Source organism: Thauera butanivorans NBRC 103042, assembly GCF_001591165.1.
GTDB classification, from domain to species: Bacteria; Pseudomonadota; Gammaproteobacteria; order Burkholderiales; family Rhodocyclaceae; genus Thauera; species Thauera butanivorans.
In genome coordinates, this window is record NZ_BCUG01000002.1 from 195,330 (window position 1) to 218,573 (window position 23,244).

The 23,244-nt window shown below is 65.4% G+C and carries 19 protein-coding genes and 1 pseudogene; 6 read left to right on the forward strand and 14 right to left on the reverse strand.

Annotated elements, in window-relative coordinates:
• Positions 1 to 4: 4 nt before the first annotated feature.
• From pstC to TBU01S_RS01225, 6 genes are all read right to left on the reverse strand, one after another.
• On the reverse strand, positions 5 to 967 hold the full coding sequence (gene pstC, locus TBU01S_RS01200; protein WP_068634801.1) for a phosphate ABC transporter permease PstC: 963 nt from the start codon (positions 965 to 967) through the stop codon (positions 5 to 7).
• Positions 968 to 1,081: 114 nt separating this feature from the next.
• Positions 1,082 to 2,125 (reverse strand): phosphate ABC transporter substrate-binding protein PstS, encoded by a 1,044-nt coding sequence (gene pstS, locus TBU01S_RS01205; RefSeq protein WP_245650810.1) that lies wholly within the window; start codon positions 2,123 to 2,125, stop codon positions 1,082 to 1,084.
• A gap of 138 nt (positions 2,126 to 2,263) precedes the next feature.
• A complete protein-coding gene (gene glmM, locus TBU01S_RS01210; RefSeq protein ID WP_068634802.1) occupies positions 2,264 to 3,616 on the reverse strand; it encodes a phosphoglucosamine mutase in 1,353 nt (450 codons plus the stop codon).
• 56 nt (positions 3,617 to 3,672) lie between these two features.
• On the reverse strand, positions 3,673 to 4,503 hold the full coding sequence (gene folP / locus TBU01S_RS01215) for a dihydropteroate synthase (RefSeq protein ID WP_068634803.1): 831 nt from the start codon (positions 4,501 to 4,503) through the stop codon (positions 3,673 to 3,675).
• 67 nt (positions 4,504 to 4,570) lie between these two features.
• Complete coding sequence (gene ftsH, locus TBU01S_RS01220; RefSeq protein WP_068634804.1) at positions 4,571 to 6,463, reverse strand: ATP-dependent zinc metalloprotease FtsH; 1,893 nt, start codon at positions 6,461 to 6,463, stop codon at positions 4,571 to 4,573.
• Between the two features lie 114 nt (positions 6,464 to 6,577).
• Positions 6,578 to 7,198 (reverse strand): RlmE family RNA methyltransferase, encoded by a 621-nt coding sequence (locus tag TBU01S_RS01225; RefSeq protein ID WP_068634805.1) that lies wholly within the window; start codon positions 7,196 to 7,198, stop codon positions 6,578 to 6,580.
• A gap of 90 nt (positions 7,199 to 7,288) precedes the next feature.
• Here TBU01S_RS01225 and yhbY point away from each other — a divergent pair, with 90 nt between their 5' ends.
• Complete coding sequence (gene yhbY / locus TBU01S_RS01230) at positions 7,289 to 7,744, forward strand: ribosome assembly RNA-binding protein YhbY (RefSeq protein WP_068634806.1); 456 nt, start codon at positions 7,289 to 7,291, stop codon at positions 7,742 to 7,744.
• Between the two features lie 97 nt (positions 7,745 to 7,841).
• Here the strand turns inward: yhbY and greA are convergent, their stop codons facing one another.
• From greA to TBU01S_RS01255, 5 genes are all read right to left on the reverse strand, one after another.
• The gene (gene greA, locus TBU01S_RS01235) at positions 7,842 to 8,318 is read right to left on the reverse strand and encodes a transcription elongation factor GreA (protein ID WP_068634807.1); all 477 of its coding nucleotides are present in this window, start codon (positions 8,316 to 8,318) and stop codon (positions 7,842 to 7,844) included.
• Entirely contained in the window at positions 8,315 to 11,545 is a 3,231-nt protein-coding gene (gene carB / locus TBU01S_RS01240) for a carbamoyl-phosphate synthase large subunit (protein WP_068634808.1), read from the reverse strand. Before carB ends, greA begins: the two co-directional genes overlap by 4 nt.
• Positions 11,546 to 11,641: 96 nt before the next feature.
• Positions 11,642 to 12,784 carry a glutamine-hydrolyzing carbamoyl-phosphate synthase small subunit gene (gene carA, locus TBU01S_RS01245; RefSeq protein WP_068634809.1) on the reverse strand — a complete coding sequence of 381 codons (1,143 nt, stop codon included), beginning with the start codon at positions 12,782 to 12,784 and terminating at the stop codon, positions 11,642 to 11,644.
• Between the two features lie 253 nt (positions 12,785 to 13,037).
• Positions 13,038 to 13,844: a 4-hydroxy-tetrahydrodipicolinate reductase gene (dapB, locus tag TBU01S_RS01250; protein ID WP_068634810.1), complete on the reverse strand. Its 807-nt coding sequence runs from the start codon at positions 13,842 to 13,844 to the stop codon at positions 13,038 to 13,040.
• Positions 13,845 to 13,919: 75 nt separating this feature from the next.
• Complete coding sequence (locus TBU01S_RS01255; RefSeq protein WP_068634811.1) at positions 13,920 to 14,324, reverse strand: outer membrane protein assembly factor BamE; 405 nt, start codon at positions 14,322 to 14,324, stop codon at positions 13,920 to 13,922.
• A gap of 184 nt (positions 14,325 to 14,508) precedes the next feature.
• On the opposite strand from TBU01S_RS01255, the gene fur reads away from it, so the two are divergent.
• Entirely contained in the window at positions 14,509 to 14,952 is a 444-nt protein-coding gene (gene fur / locus TBU01S_RS01260) for a ferric iron uptake transcriptional regulator (protein WP_068634812.1), read from the forward strand.
• Positions 14,953 to 15,058: 106 nt separating this feature from the next.
• Here the strand turns inward: fur and recN are convergent, their stop codons facing one another.
• Positions 15,059 to 16,723, reverse strand: coding sequence for a DNA repair protein RecN (gene recN, locus TBU01S_RS01265; RefSeq protein ID WP_068634813.1), 1,665 nt, complete (start codon positions 16,721 to 16,723; stop codon positions 15,059 to 15,061).
• A gap of 67 nt (positions 16,724 to 16,790) precedes the next feature.
• Entirely contained in the window at positions 16,791 to 17,675 is an 885-nt protein-coding gene (locus TBU01S_RS01270; protein ID WP_068634814.1) for an NAD kinase, read from the reverse strand.
• Between the two features lie 132 nt (positions 17,676 to 17,807).
• On the opposite strand from TBU01S_RS01270, the gene hrcA reads away from it, so the two are divergent.
• Both hrcA and hemH read left to right on the forward strand, forming a co-directional pair.
• Positions 17,808 to 18,836: a heat-inducible transcriptional repressor HrcA gene (gene hrcA / locus TBU01S_RS01275; RefSeq protein ID WP_068634815.1), complete on the forward strand. Its 1,029-nt coding sequence runs from the start codon at positions 17,808 to 17,810 to the stop codon at positions 18,834 to 18,836.
• 64 nt (positions 18,837 to 18,900) lie between these two features.
• Entirely contained in the window at positions 18,901 to 19,950 is a 1,050-nt protein-coding gene (gene hemH, locus TBU01S_RS01280; RefSeq protein WP_068634816.1) for a ferrochelatase, read from the forward strand.
• Here hemH and TBU01S_RS01285 read toward each other — a convergent pair whose 3' ends face one another.
• Positions 19,951 to 21,315, reverse strand: coding sequence for a protein kinase domain-containing protein (locus TBU01S_RS01285; protein ID WP_068634817.1), 1,365 nt, complete (start codon positions 21,313 to 21,315; stop codon positions 19,951 to 19,953).
• Positions 21,316 to 21,503: 188 nt separating this feature from the next.
• On the opposite strand from TBU01S_RS01285, the gene TBU01S_RS01290 reads away from it, so the two are divergent.
• Complete coding sequence (locus tag TBU01S_RS01290) at positions 21,504 to 22,823, forward strand: TRZ/ATZ family hydrolase (RefSeq protein ID WP_068634818.1); 1,320 nt, start codon at positions 21,504 to 21,506, stop codon at positions 22,821 to 22,823.
• Positions 22,824 to 22,936: 113 nt separating this feature from the next.
• Positions 22,937 to 23,244, forward strand: a pseudogene (locus TBU01S_RS01295) (OmpA family protein); the annotation flags it as partial.

Genomic DNA, 23,244 nt, shown 5'->3' on the forward strand with positions numbered 1-23,244 from the left:
TCGCTCAGCTCTTGGCGCCTTCGCCCTTGGCGAGTCGCATCAGCAGCAGTTTGGAAACGATCAGCACGACCAGCGTGATCGCAAACAGGATCAGGCCGAGTTCCATCAGCGCAGCGGTATGCAGGCCCGGATCGGCTTCGGCGAACTCGTTCGCCAGCGCCGAGGTAATGCTGTTGCCGGGCTCGAACAGCGATGCGGAATTGAGGAAGTTGGTGTTGCCGATGACGAAGGTCACCGCCATCGTCTCGCCCAGCGCACGGCCGAGACCCAGCATCACGCCGCCGATCACGCCGGTCTTGGTGTAGGGCAGCACCACGCCCCACATCACTTCCCAGGTCGTGCAGCCGACGCCGTAGGCCGACTCCTTCAGCATCGGCGGCGTCACCTCGAACACGTCGCGCATGACCGAAGCGATGTAGGGGATGATCATGATCGCCAGGATGATGCCTGCACAGAGCAGGCCGATGCCCAGCGGCGCACCGGCAAAGAGCTTGCCGATGATCGGCACCTGTCCGATCGACGACTGCAGGCCGGGCTGAACGTACTGCGCGAAGATGGGGGCAAAGATCAGCAGGCCCCACATGCCATAGACGATGCTGGGAATGGCCGCGAGCAGCTCGATCGCGGTACCGAGCGGCCGGCGCAGCCAGGCAGGCGAAAGCTCGGTCAGGAACAGCGCGATGCCGAAGCTGACCGGCACTGCGATCAGCAAGGCGATCGCCGACGTGACCAGCGTGCCGTAGATCGGAATCAGCGCGCCGAAATCCTCCATCGGCGGATTCCAGGCATCGGAGAACAGGAAACCGATGCCGAAAGCCTGGATGCTCGGCCAGGATGCATAGATGAGCGCGACGACGATGCCCGCCAGCAGGATCAGCGTCAGCCAGGCGAAAGCCTTCGCCATGCCGCTGAACACCTTGTCGCCGGCTCTTCTCGACGCCGACGACTTGAACTCGGTCGTTCGCATTGAAACACCCGGAAGGGCGGCGGCCTGGGAGCCGCCTCCCGCAGTGACTGAAGCACCAAAGGCCCCATGGGCCTCCGGCTGTTGGCTACGTTGGGCCATGGGGTGGAGTCCCGCTTACTTCGCGTACGGGATCGGCGCGCCGGCAGCGTCCTTCATCTCGCCCCAGGAGGCGCGAATCAGGTCGACGGTGGCCTTCGGCATCGGAATGTACTCGAGCTCGAGCGCCATGTCGCCGCCGTTGGCATAGGCCCAGTCGAAGAACTTCAAAACTTCAGCGGCCTGTGCCGGCTTGCCCTGCACCTTGTGCATCAGGATGAAGGTCGCGCTGGTGATCGGCCAGGACTTGGGGCCAGGCTGGTTGGTCAGGATCTCGTAGAAGGCCGACTTGGACCAGTCGGCGCCTTCGGCTGCTGCAGCGAAGCTTTCGTTGCTCGGCTCGACGAACTGGCCGTCCTTGTTCTGCAGGATGGCATGCGCCAGCTTGTTCTGCTTCGCGTAGGCGTATTCGACATAGCCGATCGACCCCGGCAGGCGCTGCACGAAGGCCGACACGCCTTCGTTGCCCTTGCCGCCCAGGCCCACCGGCCACTGCACCGCAGTACCCTCGCCGATCGCGTCCTTCCACTCGGCGGAAACCTTGGACAGGTAGTTGGTGAACACGAAGGTCGTGCCGGAGCCGTCGGCGCGGCGCACCACACCGATGTCCTGATCCGGCAAGGCAAGGCCCGGATTCAAGGCGACCAGCGCCGGATCGTTCCATTTGTTGATCTTGCCCTGATAGATCTGGGCCAGGACTTCGCCGGTCAGCTTCATGTCGCCCGGCTTGATGCCCTGCAGGTTCACCACCGGCACGACCGCGCCGATCACCGTGGGAAACTGCTGCAGCCCGCCCTCGGCCAGCTTCTCCGGCGTCAGCGGCATGTCGGAGGCACCGAAATCGACCGTCTTCGCGGTGATCTGGCGAATGCCGCCGCCGGAGCCGATCGATTGGTAATTCACACGGTTGCCCGAAGCCTTCTGGTAGGCGTCGGCCCACTTGGCGTAGATCGGCGCGGGAAAGGACGCGCCCGCCCCAGTGATGTCGGCCGCCTGCGCATTGAAGGCAAGCAGGATGGCGGAAGAAGCGGCAAGGGCAAACTTGGTGGAGAAACGCATCATCGTTACCTCGGGTTGAAAGCCAGGCCCCTAAGGTAACAACGCATTGTTACAGCCGCGTTTCATGTCATCGGACGGAAAAATCCGTCCGGCCATGGCAGCGCAAGGCGGCGGTGCGGCATGCCCCGCACCGTTCCGCGATCAGGCGATCGCGTGCTGCACCACATCGGCGATTTCGCGCGCCAGACGTTCGACGAGTTCGCCATCACGTCCTTCGACCATCACCCGCAGTAGCGGCTCGGTGCCGGACGGGCGCAGCAGCACACGGCCGCGGTCGCCCAGGGTCGCTTCCGCCCTGGTCTGCGCTGCAGCGATGCCGGTATCGGCACGCCAGTCGAAGCCGGTGGGCAGCCGCACGTTGATGAGTTTCTGCGGGTAGAAGACGAGATCGGCACAAGCATCGGCGAGGCTCGTCCCCCGCTGCTTGAGCGCCGCCAGCACCTGCAGCGCCGACACGATGCCGTCGCCGGTGCTGTGGCGATCGAGGCAGATGATGTGGCCCGAATTCTCGCCGCCCAGCTTCCAGCCGCGTTCGTGCAGCATCTCGAGCACGTAGCGATCACCCACCTTGGCACGGGCGAACGGCGCACCGAGCCGGCCGATCGCATGCTCGAAGCCCAGATTGCTCATCAAGGTGCCGACCACGCCGTCGAGCTTGCCTTCGGCGTGCCGGGCTGCAGCGACCACGTACAGCAGCTTGTCGCCGTCGTAGATCTCGCCGCGATGATCCACCATGATCAGGCGGTCGGCGTCGCCGTCGAGCGCAATCCCCAGGTCCGCCTTTTGCGCCAGCACTGCCTGGCACAGATGCTCGGGCCGGGTCGCGCCGACGCCGTCGTTGATGTTCAACCCGTTCGGCTCGACCCCGACCGGCAGGATCTCGGCGCCGAGCTCATGGAACACTTTCGGCGCAATCTGATAGGCCGCGCCATGGGCGCAGTCGATCGCGATCCGCATGCCGCGCAGATCCAGCTCGTTCGGGAAGGTGCTTTTGCAGAACTCGATGTAGCGCCCGGCAGCATCACCGATCCGGCGTGCCCTGCCCAGGCGGGCGGAATCCACCGAGCCCATCGGTTCGTCGAGATGGGCTTCGATTTCGGCTTCGAGCGCGTCGGGCAGCTTGGTTCCGCCGGCGGAGAAGAACTTGATTCCGTTGTCGTAGAACGGGTTGTGCGAAGCCGAGATCACCACGCCGGCCTGCAGCCGCAGGGCCCGGGTCAGGTAGGCGACGGCCGGCGTCGGAATCGGCCCCGCCAGCATGACGTCGACGCCCGCCGCGGCAAAGCCTGCTTCGAGCGCTGCTTCGAGCATGTAGCCGGAAATCCGCGTGTCCTTGCCGATGAGGACGGCCGGGCGCTCGCCGGCAGGCAGTTTTTCGCGCGCAACCAGCGTCACACCGGCCGCATAACCCAGCTTCATCACGAACTCGGGCGTGATCGGCGCCTCGCCGACCTTGCCCCGCACACCATCGGTACCGAAATACTTGCGCCCCATCATCACTCCGGCTGATTCACAAAGCCCGGATTATGACACCGGACGCAGGCGATCGCTCAGGACATGCCACGCACTGCCTGCCAGATTCTGATTGCATCGCAGGTCGGCCCCACATCGTGGACACGCACGATGTCCGCCCCGCGCTGCACGGCAATCAGGGCAGCGACGACACTCGCCGGCATCCGCTCGGCGACGCCGCGGCCCGTCACCGCGCCCAGCATCGATTTGCGCGACAGGCCGGCCAGCACCGCAAAACCATCCGCGCAGAAACGCTCCAGCTCGCGCAGCAAGGCATAGTTGTGTTCGACCCGCTTGCCGAAACCGAAGCCCGGATCGAGCACGATCCGCTCGCTCGCGACACCGGCCGCCCGCAGCGCCTGCACACGCTGGCCGAGGAAGCGCCTGACCTCCTCGACCACGTCCTCGTAGCGGGGATCGTGCTGCATCGTGCGCGGCTCGCCCTGCATGTGCATGACGCACAGGCCGGCCCGGCTGCCGGCGACGGCCTCGATCGCCCCAGGTGCGCGAAATGCGTTGATGTCGTTGATCATGTCGGCGCCTGCGTCGAGCGCAGCCCGCATCACCGCCGGTTTCATCGTGTCGACGGACAGCGGGACGTTCCAGCCACGGGCCTGCTCGATGAAACGCAGCACGCGCTCCTGCTCCTGCGCCTCCGGCACGAGTTCCGCCCCCGGGCGCGACGACTCCGCGCCGATGTCCAGCATGTCGGCGCCCTGTCCGAGCGCCTGCTCCGCGGATCTCAGGGCTGCGGACACGTCCCCCTGAAGTCCATCACCGCTGAAGGAGTCGTCCGTCAGGTTGATGATCGCCATCACCCGCGGCCGGGAAAGGTCGAGGCGGAAACGCCCGCACTGAATGATCGACATGCTTGCTCACCAAAGAAAACGGGCCGGAAATCCGGCCCGTCGGGTTTCGAGGATCAGGCTGAGGCCATCAGGCCGCCGGCGCCGGCGCCGTCGGTGCCGCACCCGGCGCATCGTCGGTCGGGCGGCTTGGCGGCGGCGCCAGCGGCTTGGGCGGGCGCGGCGGACGGCCCGCCATGATGTCGTTCACCTGCTCGGCATCGATGGTTTCCCATTCCAGCAGCGCCTTGGTCATCGCCTCGACCTTGTCGCTGTTCTCCTCGAGCAGACGGCGCGCCAGCGTGTACTGCTGATCGATGATGCGGCGAATCTCGGCATCGACCTTCTGCATCGTGGCCTCGGACACATTGCGATGCGTCGTCACCTGGCGGCCAAGGAAGATTTCGCCCTCCTCCTCGCCATACACCATCGGCCCCAGGGTATCGGACATGCCCCATTGCGTGACCATGCGGCGAGCCAGATCGGTCGCCCGGGCAAAGTCGTTGGATGCGCCAGTCGTCATCTGCTTCATGAAGATTTCTTCGGCGATCCGGCCGCCGAAGAGCACGGCAATCGTCTGCAGCAGGCGCTCGCGATCCTGGCTGTAGCGATCCTCGGTCGGCAGTTGCATCGTCACGCCCAGCGCACGGCCGCGCGGGATGATCGTGACCTTGTGCACCGGATCGGTCTTGTCGAGCAGGCGCGCCACCACCGCATGGCCGGATTCGTGGTAGGCGGTGTTGCGGCGCTCCTCTTCGGGCATGACCACCGAGCGGCGCTCGGCGCCCATCATGATCTTGTCCTTGGCACGCTCGAAGTCGTCCATGTCCACCAGGCGCTTGTTGGCGCGTGCCGCGAACAAGGCCGCCTCATTGACCAGGTTGGCCAGATCGGCGCCGGCAAAACCCGGCGTGCCGCGTGCCAGCACCTGCGCATCGACGTCGGGTGCGATCGGCACCTTGCGCATATGGACTTTCAGGATCTGCTCGCGGCCGCGGATGTCGGGCAGCGCCACGACGACCTGGCGGTCGAAGCGGCCAGGGCGCAGCAGCGCCGGGTCGAGCACGTCGGGGCGGTTGGTCGCGGCGATCACGATCACGCCGGTCTGGCCTTCGAAGCCGTCCATTTCGACCAGCAGCTGGTTCAGCGTCTGCTCGCGCTCGTCGTTGCCGCCACCCAGGCCGGCACCACGCTGGCGACCGACCGCGTCGATTTCGTCGATGAAGATGATGCAGGGCGCCTGCTTCTTGGCCTGCTCGAACATGTCGCGCACGCGCGCGGCACCGACGCCGACGAACATCTCGACGAAATCCGAACCCGAGATCGAGAAGAACGGCACCTTGGCCTCGCCCGCGATCGCCTTGGCGAGCAGGGTCTTGCCGGTACCCGGCGAGCCGACCATCAGCACGCCCTTGGGAATGCGGCCGCCGAGCTTCTGGAACTTGGACGGATCGCGCAGGAACTCGACCAGTTCGGCAACCTCTTCCTTGGCCTCGTCACAACCGGCAACGTCGGCAAAAGTGATGTTGTTGGCCGATTCGTCGAGCATGCGCGCCTTGCTCTTGCCGAACGAAAACGCGCCGCCCTTGCCGCCGCCCTGCATCTGGCGCATGAAGAATATCCACACGCCGATCAGCAGCAGCATCGGGAACCACGAGACGAACACGCTGGCGAGGAAGGACTGCTCCTCTTCCGGCTTGGATGCGTTGACCTGGACACCGTACTTCATCAGATCGGATACCATCCAGATGTCCTGCACGCCAGGCGTATAGACGGTGATCATCCGCCCTTCCTGGGTGGTCGCCTTCACCATGCGGCCGTCGATCGTCGCCTTGGTGATGCGCCCCGCCTTAGCCTCTTCCAGAAACTGGGAATACTCCATCGTATTCGGCATGGCCTGGCGGGTATTGAACTGGTTGAACACAGTCATCAGTACGACGCCTATGACCATCCAGATCGCGAGGTTTTTGAATAAATTGTTCAACGTTCCGTTCCTCAAAAGCCATTGCGGCCATGTACGCGACTGACCGATTCTAGTGCCGAACGTTCCCCCGGGCAAACCAATGGCAACGATTACCCGGCTCAATCACGAACATGCTCAAGCACGCAGTCCCTTGCCCAGCAGATAGACCTCGGCGCTGCGGTCGCGCGAGGCCTTCGGCTTGCGCACCTGGACCGACGAGAACGCGGCTTCCACCTGCTTGCGATAGGCCATGAAGCCTTCGCCCTGAAAGACCTTGACGAGGAATTGCCCGCCCGGCTTCAGGTGGCGCACGGCGAAATCGAGCGCCAGTTCGCACAGGTGGATCGAGCGCGCCTGATCGACCGCCGCCACACCGCTCAGGTTCGGCGCCATGTCCGACAGCACGACATCGACTTTCGCCCCGTCGAGCCGGGCTTCGAGCGCCTCCAGCACCTCGTCTTCGGTGAAGTCGCCATGCAGGAAATCCACCCCGGGCACCACCTCCATCGGCAGGATGTCGAGCGCGAACACCCGCCCCTTCGGCCCGCAGCGCTTGACCGCGACCTGGCACCACGAGCCGGGCGTCGAGCCGAGGTCGACCACCACCGCGCCCGGTTTCAGCAGATGGTCGCGCTCGTCGACCTCCAGCAGCTTGTAGGCCGCGCGCGCGCGATAGCCGTCGGCCTGGGCGCGCTGGACGTAGGGATCGTTCACGTGGTCGTGCACCCAGGCACGGCTTGTCTTGTTCTTTTTCATCGGCTTGGAAAGACGTCGCTCAAAAAGCCGTCCTCATCAGAGTAGGAGTAGAATCGCGGGCCCGAAGCTTCAAGCATCCAGAGACATCCAATGGTCGAACTCACCCCGGTTCAGCGCCGCGACCTGCGCGCCCGAGCCCATCATCTCAACCCCGTCGTCACGATCGCCGGCAACGGGCTCGCACCTGCCGTCGTCGCCGAAATCGAGCGCTCGCTGCAGGCCCACGAACTCATCAAGGTGAAAGTCCAGGGCGCCGAACGGGAGCAGCGCGACGAGTTGATGAAGGAATTGTGCGAAGCCCTCGATGCGGCGCCGGTCCAGCACATCGGCAACATTCTCGTCGTCTGGCGCGAACGGCGCGAGGAAAAGGCTGCAGCGCCCGCCGCGCCGAAAAACACTGCGCGCGCCTCCACGGCCAAATCGGCCGCGGCTTTCGCCGCAGCCGCTCGCCGTGCCGCACTGGCGAAGGCAAGCGCCGAATCCCGCCGCTCCCCCGCACGCGGCTCGTCCAGCCGGGGGCCGGCAAAGAGCAGCCGCGGCCGCTGAGGCCGGATCCGGCCGCACATACGGACAGGCGGCCAGAGGGCCAACCCAAACGAGGGCCGGGCTCGAAGGGCGGCCGCAAGACCGCCTCCGCCTTCATTCACTCGTAGCGCACGTCCAGGATTTCGTACTCGCGCACGCCACCCGGCGCCTGCACTTCGGCGATGTCGCCGGCATACTTGCCGATCAGCGCGCGCGCGATCGGCGAGCTCACCGAGATCTTCCCTTCCTTGATGTCGGCCTCGTCCTCGCCGACGATCTGGTAGGTCACCATCTTGCCGGCATCGAGATCCTCGAGCTCCACGGTCGAAGCGAACACGCAGCGGCCGTCCGCGTCGAGCAGCTTGGGGTCGATGATCTGGGCATGCGACAGCTTGCCCTCGACTTCCATGATGCGCCCTTCGATGAAGCCCTGGCGCTCCTTGGCAGCATCGTATTCGGCGTTTTCGGACAAGTCGCCGTGCGAACGCGCTTCGGCGATCGCGGCGATGACGTTGGGACGATCCACAGTCTTCAAACGGTGGAGCTCCTCGCGCAGCTTCTCCGCGCCGGCGACGGTCAGCGGAATCTTGTTCATGCCTTACCCGCCAGTTCGGCGTGCAGCGCCTGCACCGAATACACATCCAGCCCTGCGGCCATCTGGCGCATGCCCATGCAGGCCGCGCGCGCACCCTCGATCGTGGTGAAGATGGTGAGCTTGGCCGCCAGCGCGCTGGTGCGGATCGAGCGCGAATCGGTGATCGCCTGGCGCTTCTCCTCGACGGTGTTGATCACCAGCGTGATTTCCTCGTTCTTGATCATGTCGACGATGTGCGGACGGCCTTCATTGACCTTGTTGACCACCGCCACCGGAATGCCCGCCGCTTCGATCACCGAGGCCGTACCGCGGGTGGCGACGAGCGAGAAGCCCAGTTCGCGCAGCTCGCGTGCGACCTCGATCGCCACCGGCCGGTCGCTCGGCTTGACGCTGATGAAGGCGGTGCCGCCGGTCGGCAGTCTGACGCCGGCGCCGATCTGGCTCTTGACGAAGGCTTCGCCGAAGTTGCGGCCGACGCCCATGACTTCGCCGGTGGACTTCATCTCGGGGCCGAGGATGGTGTCGACGCCCGGGAACTTGACGAAGGGGAACACCGCTTCCTTGACCGAGTAGTACGGCGGCACGATCTCGCCGGCCACGTCCTGGCTGGCCAGGCTCTGGCCAGCCATGCAGCGCGCCGCGACCTTGGCCAGCGGCAGCGAGCAGGCCTTGGAGACGAAGGGCACCGTGCGGGACGCGCGCGGATTCACTTCCAGCACATAGACGACGGCGTTGTCGCCCTCACCCTGGATGGCGAACTGCACGTTCATCAGGCCGACGACATTGAGCGCGCGTGCCATCGCCTCGGTCTGGCGGCGCAGTTCGTCCTGCAGCCTGGCCGACAGCGTGTACGGCGGCAGCGAGCAGGCCGAATCGCCCGAATGCACGCCCGCCTGTTCGATGTGCTCCATGATGCCGCCGATGATGACCTGCTGGCCGTCCGACAGCGCATCGACGTCGACTTCGGTGGCGTCGTTGAGGAAGCGGTCGAGCAGTACCGGCGATTCGTTGGAGACCTTCACCGCCTCGCGCATGTAGCGCTCGAGATCCTTCTGCTCATGCACGATTTCCATCGCACGGCCGCCGAGCACGTAGCTCGGGCGCACCACCAGCGGGTAACCGATCTCGGCCGCCAGGCGCACCGCCTCTTCCGGCGTGCGCGCAGTGCGGTTGGGCGGCTGCTTGAGGCCGAGGTCGGTCAGCAGCTTCTGGAAGCGCTCGCGGTCTTCGGCGGCGTCGATCATGTCGGGCGTGGTGCCGATGATCGGCACGCCGTTCTCTTCCAGCGCCTTGGCGCGCTTCAGCGGCGTCTGGCCGCCGAACTGGACGATGACGCCGACCGGCTTCTCGATATGCACGATCTCGAGGATGTCTTCCAGCGTGATCGGTTCGAAATACAGGCGATCCGAGGTGTCGTAGTCGGTCGACACGGTCTCGGGATTGCAGTTGACCATGATGGTCTCGTAGCCGTCCTCGCGCAGCGCGAGTGCGGCATGCACGCAGCAGTAGTCGAACTCGATGCCCTGGCCGATGCGGTTCGGCCCGCCACCCAGCACCATGATCTTCTTCTTGTCGGTCGGCCTGGCTTCGCACTCTTCCTCGTAGGACGAGTACATGTAGGCGGTCGAAGTGGCGAACTCGGCCGCGCAGGTATCGACGCGCTTGAACACCGGACGCACGCCCAGCGCATGGCGATGCAGGCGCACGGCGGTCTCGTCGGTGTTGAGCAGCTTGGCCAGGCGGCGGTCGGAGAAGCCCTTGCGCTTCAGCTCGCGCAGCTCGGCGGCCTGCAGGGCCTTCAGCGAGCGGCCGGCCAGCGCCTTCTCGGACAGCACGATGTCCTCGATCTGGGCCAGGAACCAGGGATCGATCTTGCTCAGATTGAACACCTGCTCAAGGTTCATGCCTTCGCGGAAAGCCTGGCCGACGTACCAGATGCGTTCCGGGCCGGGGCTGGCCAGTTCACGCTCCAGATCCTCCACATCGGCCTCGATCTCGTCCAGGCCATAGACGCCGACCTCAAGGCCGCGCAGCGCCTTCTGGAAGGATTCCTGGAAGCTGCGTCCCATCGCCATGACTTCGCCCACCGATTTCATCTGCGTGGTCAGGCGGTCGTTGGCCTGCGGGAACTTCTCGAAGGCGAAGCGCGGAATCTTGGTGACGACGTAGTCGATCGAGGGCTCGAACGAGGCCGGCGTGGCGCCGCCGGTGATGTCGTTCTTCAGTTCGTCGAGCGTGTAGCCCACTGCCAGCTTGGCCGCGACCTTGGCGATCGGGAAGCCGGTGGCCTTGGACGCCAGCGCCGACGAACGCGACACGCGCGGATTCATCTCGATGACGATCATGCGGCCGTCCTTGGGATTGATCGCGAACTGCACGTTCGAACCGCCGGTGTCGACGCCGATCTCGCGCAGCACGGCGATCGAGGCGTTGCGCAGGATCTGGTATTCCTTGTCGGTGAGCGTCTGCGACGGGGCGACGGTGATCGAGTCGCCGGTATGGACGCCCATCGGGTCGAGGTTCTCGATCGAGCAGACGATGATGCAGTTGTCGGCGCGGTCGCGCACGACTTCCATCTCGTATTCCTTCCAGCCCAGCAGCGACTCTTCGATCAGCAGTTCGTTGGTCGGGCTGGCTTCGAGACCGCGCTTGCAGATCTCGTGGAACTCTTCCATGTTGTAGGCGATGCCGCCGCCGGTACCGCCAAGCGTGAAGCTGGGGCGGATGATCACCGGAAAGCCGATGCCGCCCTGCACCTGCAGCGCCTCTTCCATGCTGTGGGCGATGCCGGAGCGCGCCGAGCCGAGGCCGATCTTGGTCATCGCGTCCTTGAACTTGAGGCGGTCCTCGGCCTTGTCGATGGCCTCTTCGGAGGCGCCGATCAGCTCCACGCCGTACTTGGCCAGCACGCCGTGGCGGCCGAGGTCGAGCGCGCAGTTCAGCGCCGTCTGCCCGCCCATGGTCGGCAGGATGGCATCGGGGCGCTCCTTCTCGATGATGCGCTCGACCACCTGCCAGGTGATCGGCTCGATGTAGGTGACGTCGGCGGTTTCCGGATCGGTCATGATGGTCGCCGGGTTCGAATTCACCAGGATGACCTTGTAACCTTCTTCGCGCAGCGCCTTGCAGGCCTGGGCGCCGGAGTAGTCGAACTCGCAGGCCTGGCCGATGACGATCGGGCCGGCGCCGATGATGAGGATGCTCTTTATGTCGGTACGTTTCGGCATTGTCTTGCCTCGATGATTCCTTGACCCGGCGGAGGGCGCCGGCGTCGAACAGTGAGGGCGCCGCGGGGACGATCCCGGCGGCCACCCCGAGCCGTATTACTTGGCCGCTTCCATCAGCTTGATGAAGCGGTCGAACAGGTAGGCGACGTCATGCGGCCCCGGGCTCGCTTCCGGGTGGCCCTGGAAGGAGAAGGCCGGCACGTCGGTGCGCTCGATGCCCTGGTTGGTGCCGTCGAACAGCGACACGTGGGTGACGCGCAGATTGGCCGGCAGCGTCGCAGGATCGACGGCGAAGCCGTGGTTCTGGCTGGTGATCAGCACCTTGCCGGTGTCGAGGTCCTTGACCGGATGGTTGGCGCCATGGTGGCCGGTGCCCATCTTCATGGTCTTCGCCCCCGACACCAGCGCCAGCAGCTGGTGGCCGAGGCAGATGCCGAAGGTCGGCGTACGGCTGGCGAGGATCTCGCCGATGGCCTCGATCGCGTAATCGCAGGCGTCGGGGTCGCCCGGACCGTTGGACAGGAACACGCCGTCGGGTTTGAGCGCCAGCACGTCCTTGGCGGGCGTCTGCGCCGGCACCACGGTCAGGCGGCAGCCGCGCTCGGCCAGCATGCGCAGGATGTTGAGCTTGACGCCGTAATCGTAGGCGACGACGTGGAAGCGCGGCGCGGTCTGCTCGGTGTAGCCTTCGCCGAGCTTCCATTCGGCCTGCTTCCATTCGTAGGGCTCGGTGACGCTGACGACCTTGGCCAGGTCCATGCCGGCCAGCCCCGGGAAGGCGCGCGCCTGGGCGACGGCGGCTTCGGCGTCGAGCTTCTCGCCTTCGGCGGCGGTGACGATGCAGCCGGCCTGGGCGCCTTTCTCGCGCAGGATGCGGGTCAGCTTGCGGGTATCCAGACCGGCGATCGCGACCACGTTCTCGGTGCGCAGATAGGCGTCGAGCCGCTGGCTCATGCGGAAGTTGGACGGCAGGATCGGCAGGTCGCGGATGACCAGCCCGGCGGCATGTGCGCGGGTGGCCTCGACGTCCTCGAGGTTGACGCCGGTGTTGCCGATGTGGGGATAGGTCAGCGTGACGATCTGGCGTGAATAGCTCGGGTCAGTCAGGATCTCCTGATAACCGGACATCGAGGTGTTGAACACCACCTCGCCAACCGTGCTGCCTACCGCACCGATACCCTTGCCATGGAAGACTGTCCCGTCGGCAAGCGCAAGAAGGGCGGGCGGGTATGCACTCACAAAAAACTCCTGGATTCAGCGATGAGCAGGGGCTGGCGAACGGCCGCGCCCCGGATATGTGCAAAAAAGCGGGACGAGCCTCTGGGCCGATCCCGCTGGATAAACTGTTGAATTGTATATTTTCGGCCCTTCGAAGGCAAACGGGGAAAACGGCAGATGCCTCGCACACCCCCGCTGCTGCCAGCATACCGGCTGCCGAAATCGCAGCCGGCCAGACATCCACCCTTGCCTGCGGCCGTCGTTCATGCCTGCCTCAGCGCAGGCCCAGCACGTCCTGCATGTCGAACAGGCCATTCTCGCGCCCTTGCAGGAACTTCACCGCCCGCACCGAGCCCAGCGCATACGGCATCCGGCTGCCGGACTTGTGCGTGATCTCGATCCGCTCGCCGATGCCGGCGAACAGCACGGTATGGTCACCGACCACGTCGCCACCGCGAATCGTCGAAAAACCGATCGTCTCGGCCTTGCGCTCGCCGGTATGCCCTTCGCGGCCGTAGATCGCACAGGCGTCGAGATCGCGCCCCAGTTCCCGCGCCACCACTTCGCCCATGCGCAGCGCAGTGCCGGAAGGCGCATCGACCTTGAAGCGGTGGTGGGCTTCGATCACTTCGACGTCGTAGCCTTCGGACAGGATGCGCGCCGCCACTTCGAGCAGCTTGAACACCGCATTGACCCCCACTGCCATGTTGGGCGCGAAGACCACCGGTACATCACGCGCGGCTTCGGCGATCGCCGCCTTCCCCTGGGCGTCGAGGCCGGTCGTGCCGATGACCATCGCCTTGCCCAGTCCGCGCGCGAGCGCCAGGTGCTGCAGCGTGCCTTCCGGACGGGTGAAGTCGATCACGCAGTCGGCCGCGGCGATCGCGACGCGCGCGTCGTCGCCGATCGCGACGCCGGTGACGACACCGGCCATTTCTCCTGCATCGCGGCCGATGAAGGGCGTGCCCGGCCGATCGAAAGCGGAACCCAGCACGACGCCTTCGGCCCCCAGCACCGCCTCGATCAGCATCCTGCCCATGCGGCCGGATGCGCCGGCGATCGCAACACGAATGTCAGCCATGGAAAATCCTCAAAAAATGCCTTGCGCCGCCAGCAGCGGCATGCTCAAACCCGTTCGCAATCCGGGTCGCCGCGCTCAGTCATCCGTCGCGGGCGGAATCTCGATGACCCGGCTGCGTTCGGCCGGGGCCGCGGCCTCGCCGCTGCCGCCCTGGACGTCGCCCGCGACGTGGTCCAGCAGATCGTCGACGAAGAAGACCGAAATCACCCGCTGCTCGGCTTCTCCGGAACCCGGCTTGTAGCGATAGACGTAATCCCAGCGGTCCCTGCGGAACATGTCGACCACCAGCGGCGAACCCAGCACGAAGCGCACCTGCTCGCGCGTCATGCCGCGCTTGAGCTGGGACACCATGTCCTGATCCACGTAATTGCCCTGGCGCACATCGATCCGGTAAGGATCGACCACACCGACGATGGAATCGAAAGAGCAGCCTGCAAGCAGGCTGGTGGCGAGGACCGCCGCGGAAAAATAGGAGCGCATGTGGATCTTGGGGAAAAATCCCGTAGGGAAGACCGTGGGGGAGTTGGCGCACGAGAGGGGTGCGCGGTTCTCAGGAAAGGGCAAAAAATATAACATAGGGCCGCTAGGCACGGCGCACTGCACCATACTGGCGGCTTGCCACCATTCAACCGGCCCTCCACACGGCCTTTTTTCCCGAAGACTCATGCCCGACAATTCAAAAAACCTGAAGAGCATCGGCCTGAAGGCAACCTATCCTCGCCTGAAGATCCTCGACCTCTTCCAGAACTCGGGTCAGCGCCATCTGACTGCCGAAGACGTTTATCGCGCGCTGATGAACGACGGCATGGACATTGGCCTGGCAACCGTATATCGCGTGCTGACGCAATTCGAACAGGCCGGCCTGCTGGAGCGCCATTATTTCGAGTCCGGCAAAGCTGTGTTCGAACTCAACGAAGGCGGCCACCACGACCACCTGGTGTGTGTTCAATGCGGCAGGGTCGAGGAGTTTTTCGATCCCGAGATCGAGAAGCGGCAGAATGCGATCGCCCAGGAACGCGGCTTCAAGCTGCGCGAGCACGCGCTCTACCTTTACGGCGACTGCATGAAGGAAGACTGTCCGAGCGGCCAGGCACAGAAGGAATCGTAAGACCCCGAAGAGCCTTGCGGGTTGCAGCCCCTCACGAGGCAGGCGGATCCGCCCGCGGGGGCTGCACGGGAATCCATCCCGTTCCCAGGGTTCGCCTTGCCGCGAGCTACTTTTCCGGGGCTAAGCCCAGCATTTCCGCCGCATGTTCGCGCGTCGTCGCCGTGATGCTCACGCCGCCGAGCATGCGCGCGATCTCCTCGATTCGCCCGGTCTCGTCCAGCGCCTGCACTTCGCTCAAGGTCTCGCCCGCCTGCTCCCGCTTGGCGATGCGCCACTGCCAGTCGGCGCAGGCGGCGACCTGCGGCAGGTGCGTCACGCACATCACCTGCCGGTCTTCGCCGAGCTTCGCCAGCAGCTTGCCGACGATCTCGGCCACACGGCCGCCGATGCCGACATCGACCTCGTCGAAGATCAGGGTCGGCGTATCGCTCGAACGGCTGGTCATGACCTGGATCGCCAGCCCGATACGCGAAAGCTCACCACCTGAAGCGACTTTGGCCAGACTGCGCAAGGACTGCCCCGGGTTGGCGGCGACGCGGAACTCGACGGTCTCGACTCCGTTCGACGACGGCTCGCAGGCTTCCAGCGCCACCTCGAAACGCCCACCCGCCATCGCCAGCGTCTGCATGGCGTCGGTGATCGTCGCAGACAGGGCTTCGGCGGCCGGACGCCGGATGGCGGACAGCGCCGCCGCCGCCTCGCCGAAGGCCTTCCTCGCCCGAGCCTCGTCGGCGGCCAGCCGTGCCGGATCGGCCGTTTCCTCCAGGGTATCGAGCCGGGCCTGCCACTGCGCCAGCAGCTCGGGCAACTCGTCCACCGCGACGCGGTACTTGCGTGCGACATCGGTGACGGCCGCGATCCGCCCTTCGATCTCGGCCAGCCGCTGCGGATCGAGGTCGAGCCGGTCGCGATAGCGGCGCAAGGCGTGCAGGGCTTCATCCGCCTGGATCGCCGCCGACGACAGCAGCTCCCGCACATCGGCGAGCGCAGGGTCGATGTCGGCCAGCGCGGCCAGGCGCCCATCGAGGTGGCGCAGGATCGAGCACACCGCCACCTCGCCTTCGCCGAGGGCAGCCAGGGTCTCGTCCGCGCCCTCCATCAGGCCCGCGGCATGCGCCAGACGACCGTGCTCGACGTTCAGTTCGCCCCACTCCGCCGCATCGAAGCCGAGCTCCTGAAGCTCGCGGATCTGCCATGCGAGCAGTTCGCGCTCACGCGCCGAACTGGCCGAATCGGCTTCGGCCTCGCGCCGCAGGCGAAGAATGTGCTGCCAGGCCCGATAGCGCTCGGCCACGTCGGCAGCCAGTCCCTGGGCATCGGCATGCGCATCGAGCAACTGGCGCTGCGTTTCGGGCTTCAGCAGGGCATGGTGGGCATGCTGGCCATGGATGTCGGCCAGCCAGTCGCTGGCCGTGCGCAATTGCGCAAGCGTCACGCTGGTGCCATTGATCCAGGCCCGGCCACGCCCGCTGCTGTCGATGGTGCGGCGCAACAGCACGGTCCCGTCCTCGGCCGGCAGTTCCTGCTCGGCCAGCCAGGCACGCAAGCCGCCGCCGTCCGGCAGGTCGAATTCGGCAACCACGTCGGCCCGCTCGCGATCGCGGCGGACCATGCCCGCCTCTCCTCGCCCACCCAATGCGAGTCCGAGCGCATCGAGCAGGATCGACTTGCCGGCACCGGTTTCCCCGGTCAACGCGCCAAACCCCTTTTCGAACTCGAGCTCGAGATGGTCGACGATGACGAAGTCGCGGATGGACAGGCTTCTCAGCATGGCAGCTCAGTGAAGAATGGAGGAAGACAGTGCTCGGTATGAGGCGGGTACGGCATGGATGCCCGCATCAGTTGTGCCGCGGCGGGGCACTCCAGTGGAGCTTTTCGCGCAGCATGGCGAAATAGCTGTAGCTCTCGGGGTGCAGCAGCCTCAGGCCATGTCTCGAACGGGTCATGCGCACGCAGTCGCCGGCACGCAGATCGAAACGGGCCTGGCCGTCGAAATGCACCCGCGCATCCTGGGGAGGCAGCAGCACGATGTCGATGCGGCAGCTGTCCGGCAGCGTGATCGGCCGTGCCGTCAGCGCGTGAGGACACAGCGGCACAAGGGCGATGCCGTCGACGCTCGGATGCAGGATGGGACCATTGGACGACAAGGCATAGGCGGTGGAGCCCGTCGGCGTCGACACGATCATGCCGTCGGAACGCTGGGTATAGACGTACTCTCCATCGATCGACAGTTCGAATTCGATCATCCGCCCGAGTTCGCCCTTATTGACGACGACGTCGTTGAGCGCCAGCGTCTGGAAGATGCGCTCGCCGCCCCGCAGCACTTCGGCGTCGAGCATGAAGCGGAGCTCTTCGCGGAAGCGCCCTTCGACGATCTCGGCGAGGCGTGCATTGGCATCGTTCAGCGCGATGTCGGTCAGGAAACCCAGGCGGCCGAGATTGACCCCGGCCAGTGGCACGCCGTACTCGGCCAGACGGCGGGCGGTGTGGAGCATGGTGCCGTCGCCGCCGACCACCACGGCCAGATCGACTTCGCCGCCGATGCGCTCATAGCCGGCAACCGGAAAATCGCCCGCGCCGCCGATGGAACTCGCCGTGCCCTGCTCGATCCACACCATGCGTCCGCGCTCGCGCAGGAAACGGGCGATCGTCATGACCGATTCGGCCACGTCCGGACTCTGGTACTTGCCCACGAGGGCGATGTTGTGGAATTTGGCGCTCATGACGCGGATTAAACCATATCCCGCCAGCACCTTGGCGAGCACTGAACGGCGGCGCCGAAGCCCGGCGGCAGGGACCGGGAGATATCCGGAATATCCATCGATGGATGATCCGGGCTATATTCTTCGTCTGCCATGAATTCCTTAGACGCTCGTTCCCAGATCCTGCTGAAAACCCTGATCGAACGCTACATCGCGGACGGCCAGCCTGTCGGTTCGCGCGCGCTGTCGCGCTTTTCCGGGTTGGAGCTGTCGCCGGCAACGGTGCGCAACGTCATGAGCGACCTGGAGGAGTTCGGCCTGATCGCCAGTCCGCACACCTCCGCCGGCCGGATTCCGACGGCGCGCGGCTACCGTTTCTTCGTCGATTCGCTGCTGACGGTCCAGCCGCTCGACACCACGCGGGTACATGAACTCAAGGGCCAGCTCCAGCCCGACCAGCCACAGCGGCTGCTCAATTCGGCCTCTCACCTGTTGTCGAACCTCACGCAGTTCGCCGGCATCGTCGTCGCCCCGCGCAAGGACGCCGTCCGCATCCGGCAGTTCGAATTCATCAGCCTGTCCGAAAACCGCATCCTGCTGATCATCGTCACCACCGCCGGCGACGTGCAGAACCGGATCCTGATGACCCGCCGTGCCTACAGTGCCAGTGAACTGAGCAGCGCCGCGAGCTACCTGAACGAGCATTTCGCCGGCCTGTCCTTCGACGAGATCCGCCGCCGCGTCATGGACGAGCTGCGCCAGCTGCGCAGCGACATGACCGAACTGATGACCGCGACCGTGGATGCCGGCAGTGCCGCCGCGGAAGAAACGGCCACTCGCTACGTCATTTCCGGTGAAACCAATCTGCTCGACGTCGAGGACCTGTCGTCGAACATGTCGCGCCTGCGCGAACTGTTCAAGCTCTTCGAACAGCGCACCAGCCTCGTGCAGCTACTCGAACTGTCGAACAAGGCCGACGGAGTGCAGATCTTCATCGGCGGCGAATCCGGTCTCGCGCCGCTCGACGCCTGCAGTGTGATCACGGCACCCTACGAGGTGGACGGCCAGATCGTCGGCTCGGTGGGTGTCATCGGCCCGACCCGGATGGCCTACGATCGCGTGATTCCGATCGTCGACATCACCGCCCGGCTGCTGTCCAACGCGCTATCGTCGAACACCTGAAACACCGTTCCGGACCAGGCGGGCTTCGGTTTCGCCCTGTCCGGCCCCACAAACAAGGACAAGCATGGCCCGCTACCGGCCCGAACCGCCCGCTTCACACGACGCCCCCGCCCGTACCGGCATCCTGCTCGTCAATCTCGGCACGCCCGATGCGCCCACGGCCGGCGCGCTGCGCCCCTACCTGAAGGAATTCCTGTCCGATCCACGCGTGGTCGAGATCCCCCGCGCCGTCTGGTGGCCCATCCTCAACGGCATCATCCTGAACATCCGCCCGGCCGCATCGGCAAAGAAATACGCCAGCATCTGGACCACGGACGGCTCGCCGCTGATGGTCCATACCGAACGCCAGGCCAGCCGGCTGCGCGACCACCTGGCCTCGGCCGGCCGCTCCGAGGTCGATGTCGATTTCGCCATGCGCTACGGCAAACCCTCGATCGCCGAGCGCCTGCGCGCGATGCAGGCGCGAGGCTGCATGCGCATCCTCGTCCTGCCGCTCTACCCGCAATATTCGGCCAGCACCACGGCAACGGTGGTCGACGCCGTCGGCCGCGCCCTGGCAAAGATGCGCAACCAGCCGGAAATCCGCTTCGTGCGCGACTTCCACGGCTTCCCGGGCTACATCGAGGCACTCGCTGCCAGCGTGCGCGAGCACTGGGCCGCGCACGGCGAACCGGATCGCCTGCTGATGAGCTTCCATGGCGTGCCCAAGCGCACGATCGAGCTTGGCGACCCTTATCACCACGAGTGCCAGACCACCGGCCGGCTGCTCGCCGAGGCGCTCGGCCTGCCGCCCGAACGGGCGATGGTCACCTTCCAGTCGCGCTTCGGCAAAGCCGAATGGCTGCAGCCCTACACCCAGCCCACGCTCGAAGCGCTCGCCACCCAGGGTGTCGGCCGCGTCGACGTTCTGTGCCCGGGATTCATCGCCGACTGCCTGGAGACACTGGAGGAAATCGCCATGGAATGCCGCGACGCCTTTCTCGGCCGCGGCGGCCAGCGCTTCCACTACATTCCCTGCCTCAACGAGCGACCGGACTGGATCGAGGCCCTGGCCGGGCTCGCCGTCGATCACCTGGGCAACTGGCTCGCCGGCCCTGCGCGGCAGGAAAGCTGATCAGGGTTCGAGCAACTGCAGGTCGAGTCCGCCGGTGGCGGTGAAATCGCCGCGCACCGCGGGCGGCCCGCCCGTGGACAGCAGCTTCGCAATCTGGGCGAGGCGGCGGACCATCACCGTGCCCAGCTCGCGGCGGAAGCACTCCAGCACCTCTTCGCTGGCCAGCGCCAGCGCCGAAGGGTTGATTTCGAGATAGCTCACGGGCGTCAGCGACACCGCCGACAGCATGTGCCGATGTTCGAGCTGGTCCAGCCAGGCCTGGGCGCCGAACACTTCGCCCGCCCCCAGCTCCATCACCCGCCGTCCTTCGACCGACAGCTCCACCGTGCCGTCGAGGACGATGCCGAAGCGCTGGTCGTTGTCGCCTTCCTTCACCAGCGACGTATGCTGCCCGACCTTGCGCCAGGACGAGATCCGCATCACTTCCCACAGCTCGACGTCCTCGAATTCGGTGAAGAACGCCAGCTTGCGGAGCTGCATGAAACGGCTGATGTCCGGCGGCACGTAATTCTCGTCGAGGATCTGGTAGCGCACCGCGGCGAGATCCTTGGCGAACTCCGCGCCATTGCGATAGCGCGAATAGAGATCCTTTTCCAGCGCCTTGCGGATCACCGCATCCATCTGCTCGGGCACGTCGGGGTTGAGCTGCGACACCTGCGGCGGATCGGCATTGATGATCTTGTAGACGAGCTGTGCCGGATTGCTCGCGCGGAAAGGCAACCGTCCGGTCAGCATGTGGAACAGCAGCACGCCCAGCGAATACAGGTCGGTCTTCTGGTTCAGCGGGTAGCCCTTGATCTGTTCCGGGCTCATGTAGGCCGGCGAGCCCACCCCCATGATGAAGGTCGAGTCGGTATCGACCCGCTTGCTGATGTTCATCGCCAGGCCGAAATCGGTGATCTTCACGTTGTCCTGGTCATCGACCAGGATGTTCGCCGGCTTGATGTCGCGATGCACGATGCCCTGGCGAAACGCGTGGTCCAGCGCCATGCAGCACTTGAAGACGATGCCGATCGTGCGATGGATCGGCAGCAGCTTCTCGAAGCTGCAGTAGCGTTCGAGGGATTCGCCGGGGAAATACTCCATCACCACGTAGGCCTCGGTGGGCTCGACCGAGGCATCGAAGATGCGGATGATGTGCGGATGGTTCAGGCGCGACGACACCGCCCGCTCGGCCTTGAGCAGCTTCAGCAGGCGGCGGTTCCATTTCGCCTCGTCCTTCGCCTTGTCGTCGAAACGCACGTGCTTCAATGCCACAGGCTGCGGATGGTCGGGGCTCTCGACGAGGTAAACGACTGCCGTCGCCCCGCGTCCGATCTCGCGCAGGATGCGATATTTGCCGATTGTCTCTGGGATACGACTCATAGTTGGGCGATGGCGAACCTGGACGGCGCGCCGCAAACCGTGACAGACGGCACGGATTGTGGCACGAACGGAAGAAGGCCGCGCAAATGGGCTCCGATCGGGCGCGATTGCGCTTGAATCGTGGCGGCGTCCAAGCGAGGATTGAATCCCTCTGCTGAATTTCAGCTCATTCCATTGGAGCGTGACACGTGAAACGACGGATCGATCTCCTGATCACTCCCCGCTGGGTCGTTCCGGTAGAACCGGCCGGTATCACGCTGGAGAACCACGCCGTCGCCGTCGACGCAGGCCTGATCCTCGCGGTGCTTCCACTCGACGAAGCGCGTCTGCGCTACGAAGCCGGCACGACGGTCGAACTGCCGCAGCATGTGCTGATCCCCGGCCTGGTCAACCTCCACGCCCACGCCGCGATGAACCTGATGCGGGGCATTGCCGACGACCTGCCCCTGATGCGCTGGCTGCAGGAAGCGATCTGGCCGGCCGAAAGCCGCCATGTCAGCGCCGCCTTCGTCCGCGACGGCACCCTGCTGGCCGCCGCCGAAATGCTCGGCGGCGGCATCACGACCTGCAACGACATGTACTTCTATCCCGATGCCGCGGCAGAAGCGTTTGCCACCGCCGGCATGCGCGCCGTGGTCGGCCTCACCGTACTCGAATTTCCGACCCCCTGGGCAAGCGATGCCGACGACTACCTGCGCAAGGGCCTCACCGTCCGCGACGCGTGGCGCGGGCATCCGGGCATCTCGTTCTCGCTCGCGCCCCACGCGCCCTATACGGTGTCCGATGCCACTTTCCAGCGGGTGCGGGCGCTGGCCGACGAACTGGACCTGCCCATTCATACCCACGTCCATGAAACCGTCACCGAAATCCGCGACGCCATGGCCGAACACGGCATGCGCCCTCTCGCCCGGCTGGCGCGGCTGGGCGTGCTGGGCGAGAACCTGATCGCGGTGCACGCCGTGCATCTGGACGACACCGACATCGAGCTGCTGGCCCACCACGGCTGCAGCGTCGCCCACTGCCCGACCTCCAACATGAAGCTCGGCAGCGGCATTGCGCCGGCCACCCGCCTGCTGTCGGCCGGCATCCGCCTCGGCCTCGGCAGCGACGGTGCGGCCAGCAACAACCGTATCGACCTGTTTCAGGAAATGCGTCACGCCGCCCTGCTCGCCAAGGCGAGTACGCTCGACGCATCCGCGCTGCCCGCCCACACCGCGCTGCACATGGCCACGCTGGGTGGTGCCCGGGCGCTCGGGCTCGATGACAGAATCGGCTCGATCTCGCCGGGAAAATCCGCCGACCTGTGCGCAGTGGACCTCGGCGGCCCGTTCTCCCAGCCCTGCTTCGACCCCGTCTCCCATCTGGTTTATGTGGCCGGCCGCGAGCACGTCACGCATGTGTGGGTAAACGGCGAATCCCGCGTGGCTAAAGGTGTTTCGCTGTTGCAAATTAACGACAAAGAATTGCTCAGGATCGCATCGCTATGGCACACTAGGCTCGCTAATTGAACTGGATAGAGTGCTCAAACTCGACAGGAATCAGACACGAATCCGGCTTTTCAGCCGTTTTCACCTTTCGTTGCAGTGGTAATTCCGGCGACTCGCCCTTCAAAGAGGAAACCATGATCAAACAAACCAAGAAACAGATGCTCATGCTGGCCGCCATCGCGTCGATCGGCCTGTCCGCTCCCGGCGCCTTCGCGCAGGTCAAGGACGTCGTGGTCGATGGCAAGGGCGAGATTCCCTACGTCATCGATGCGCGCAACGTCGTCGCCCGCAGTGCCAACGGTCTGTGCTGGCGCACCGGCTACTGGTCGCCGGCCGCTGCCTCGACCGCCATGGCCGGCGAGTTCCCGGCTGGTTGCGAATGCGACAGCGACATCGTCGCCAAGGACAAGTGTGTCGCTCCGGTCGCCGCTGCCCCCGCCCC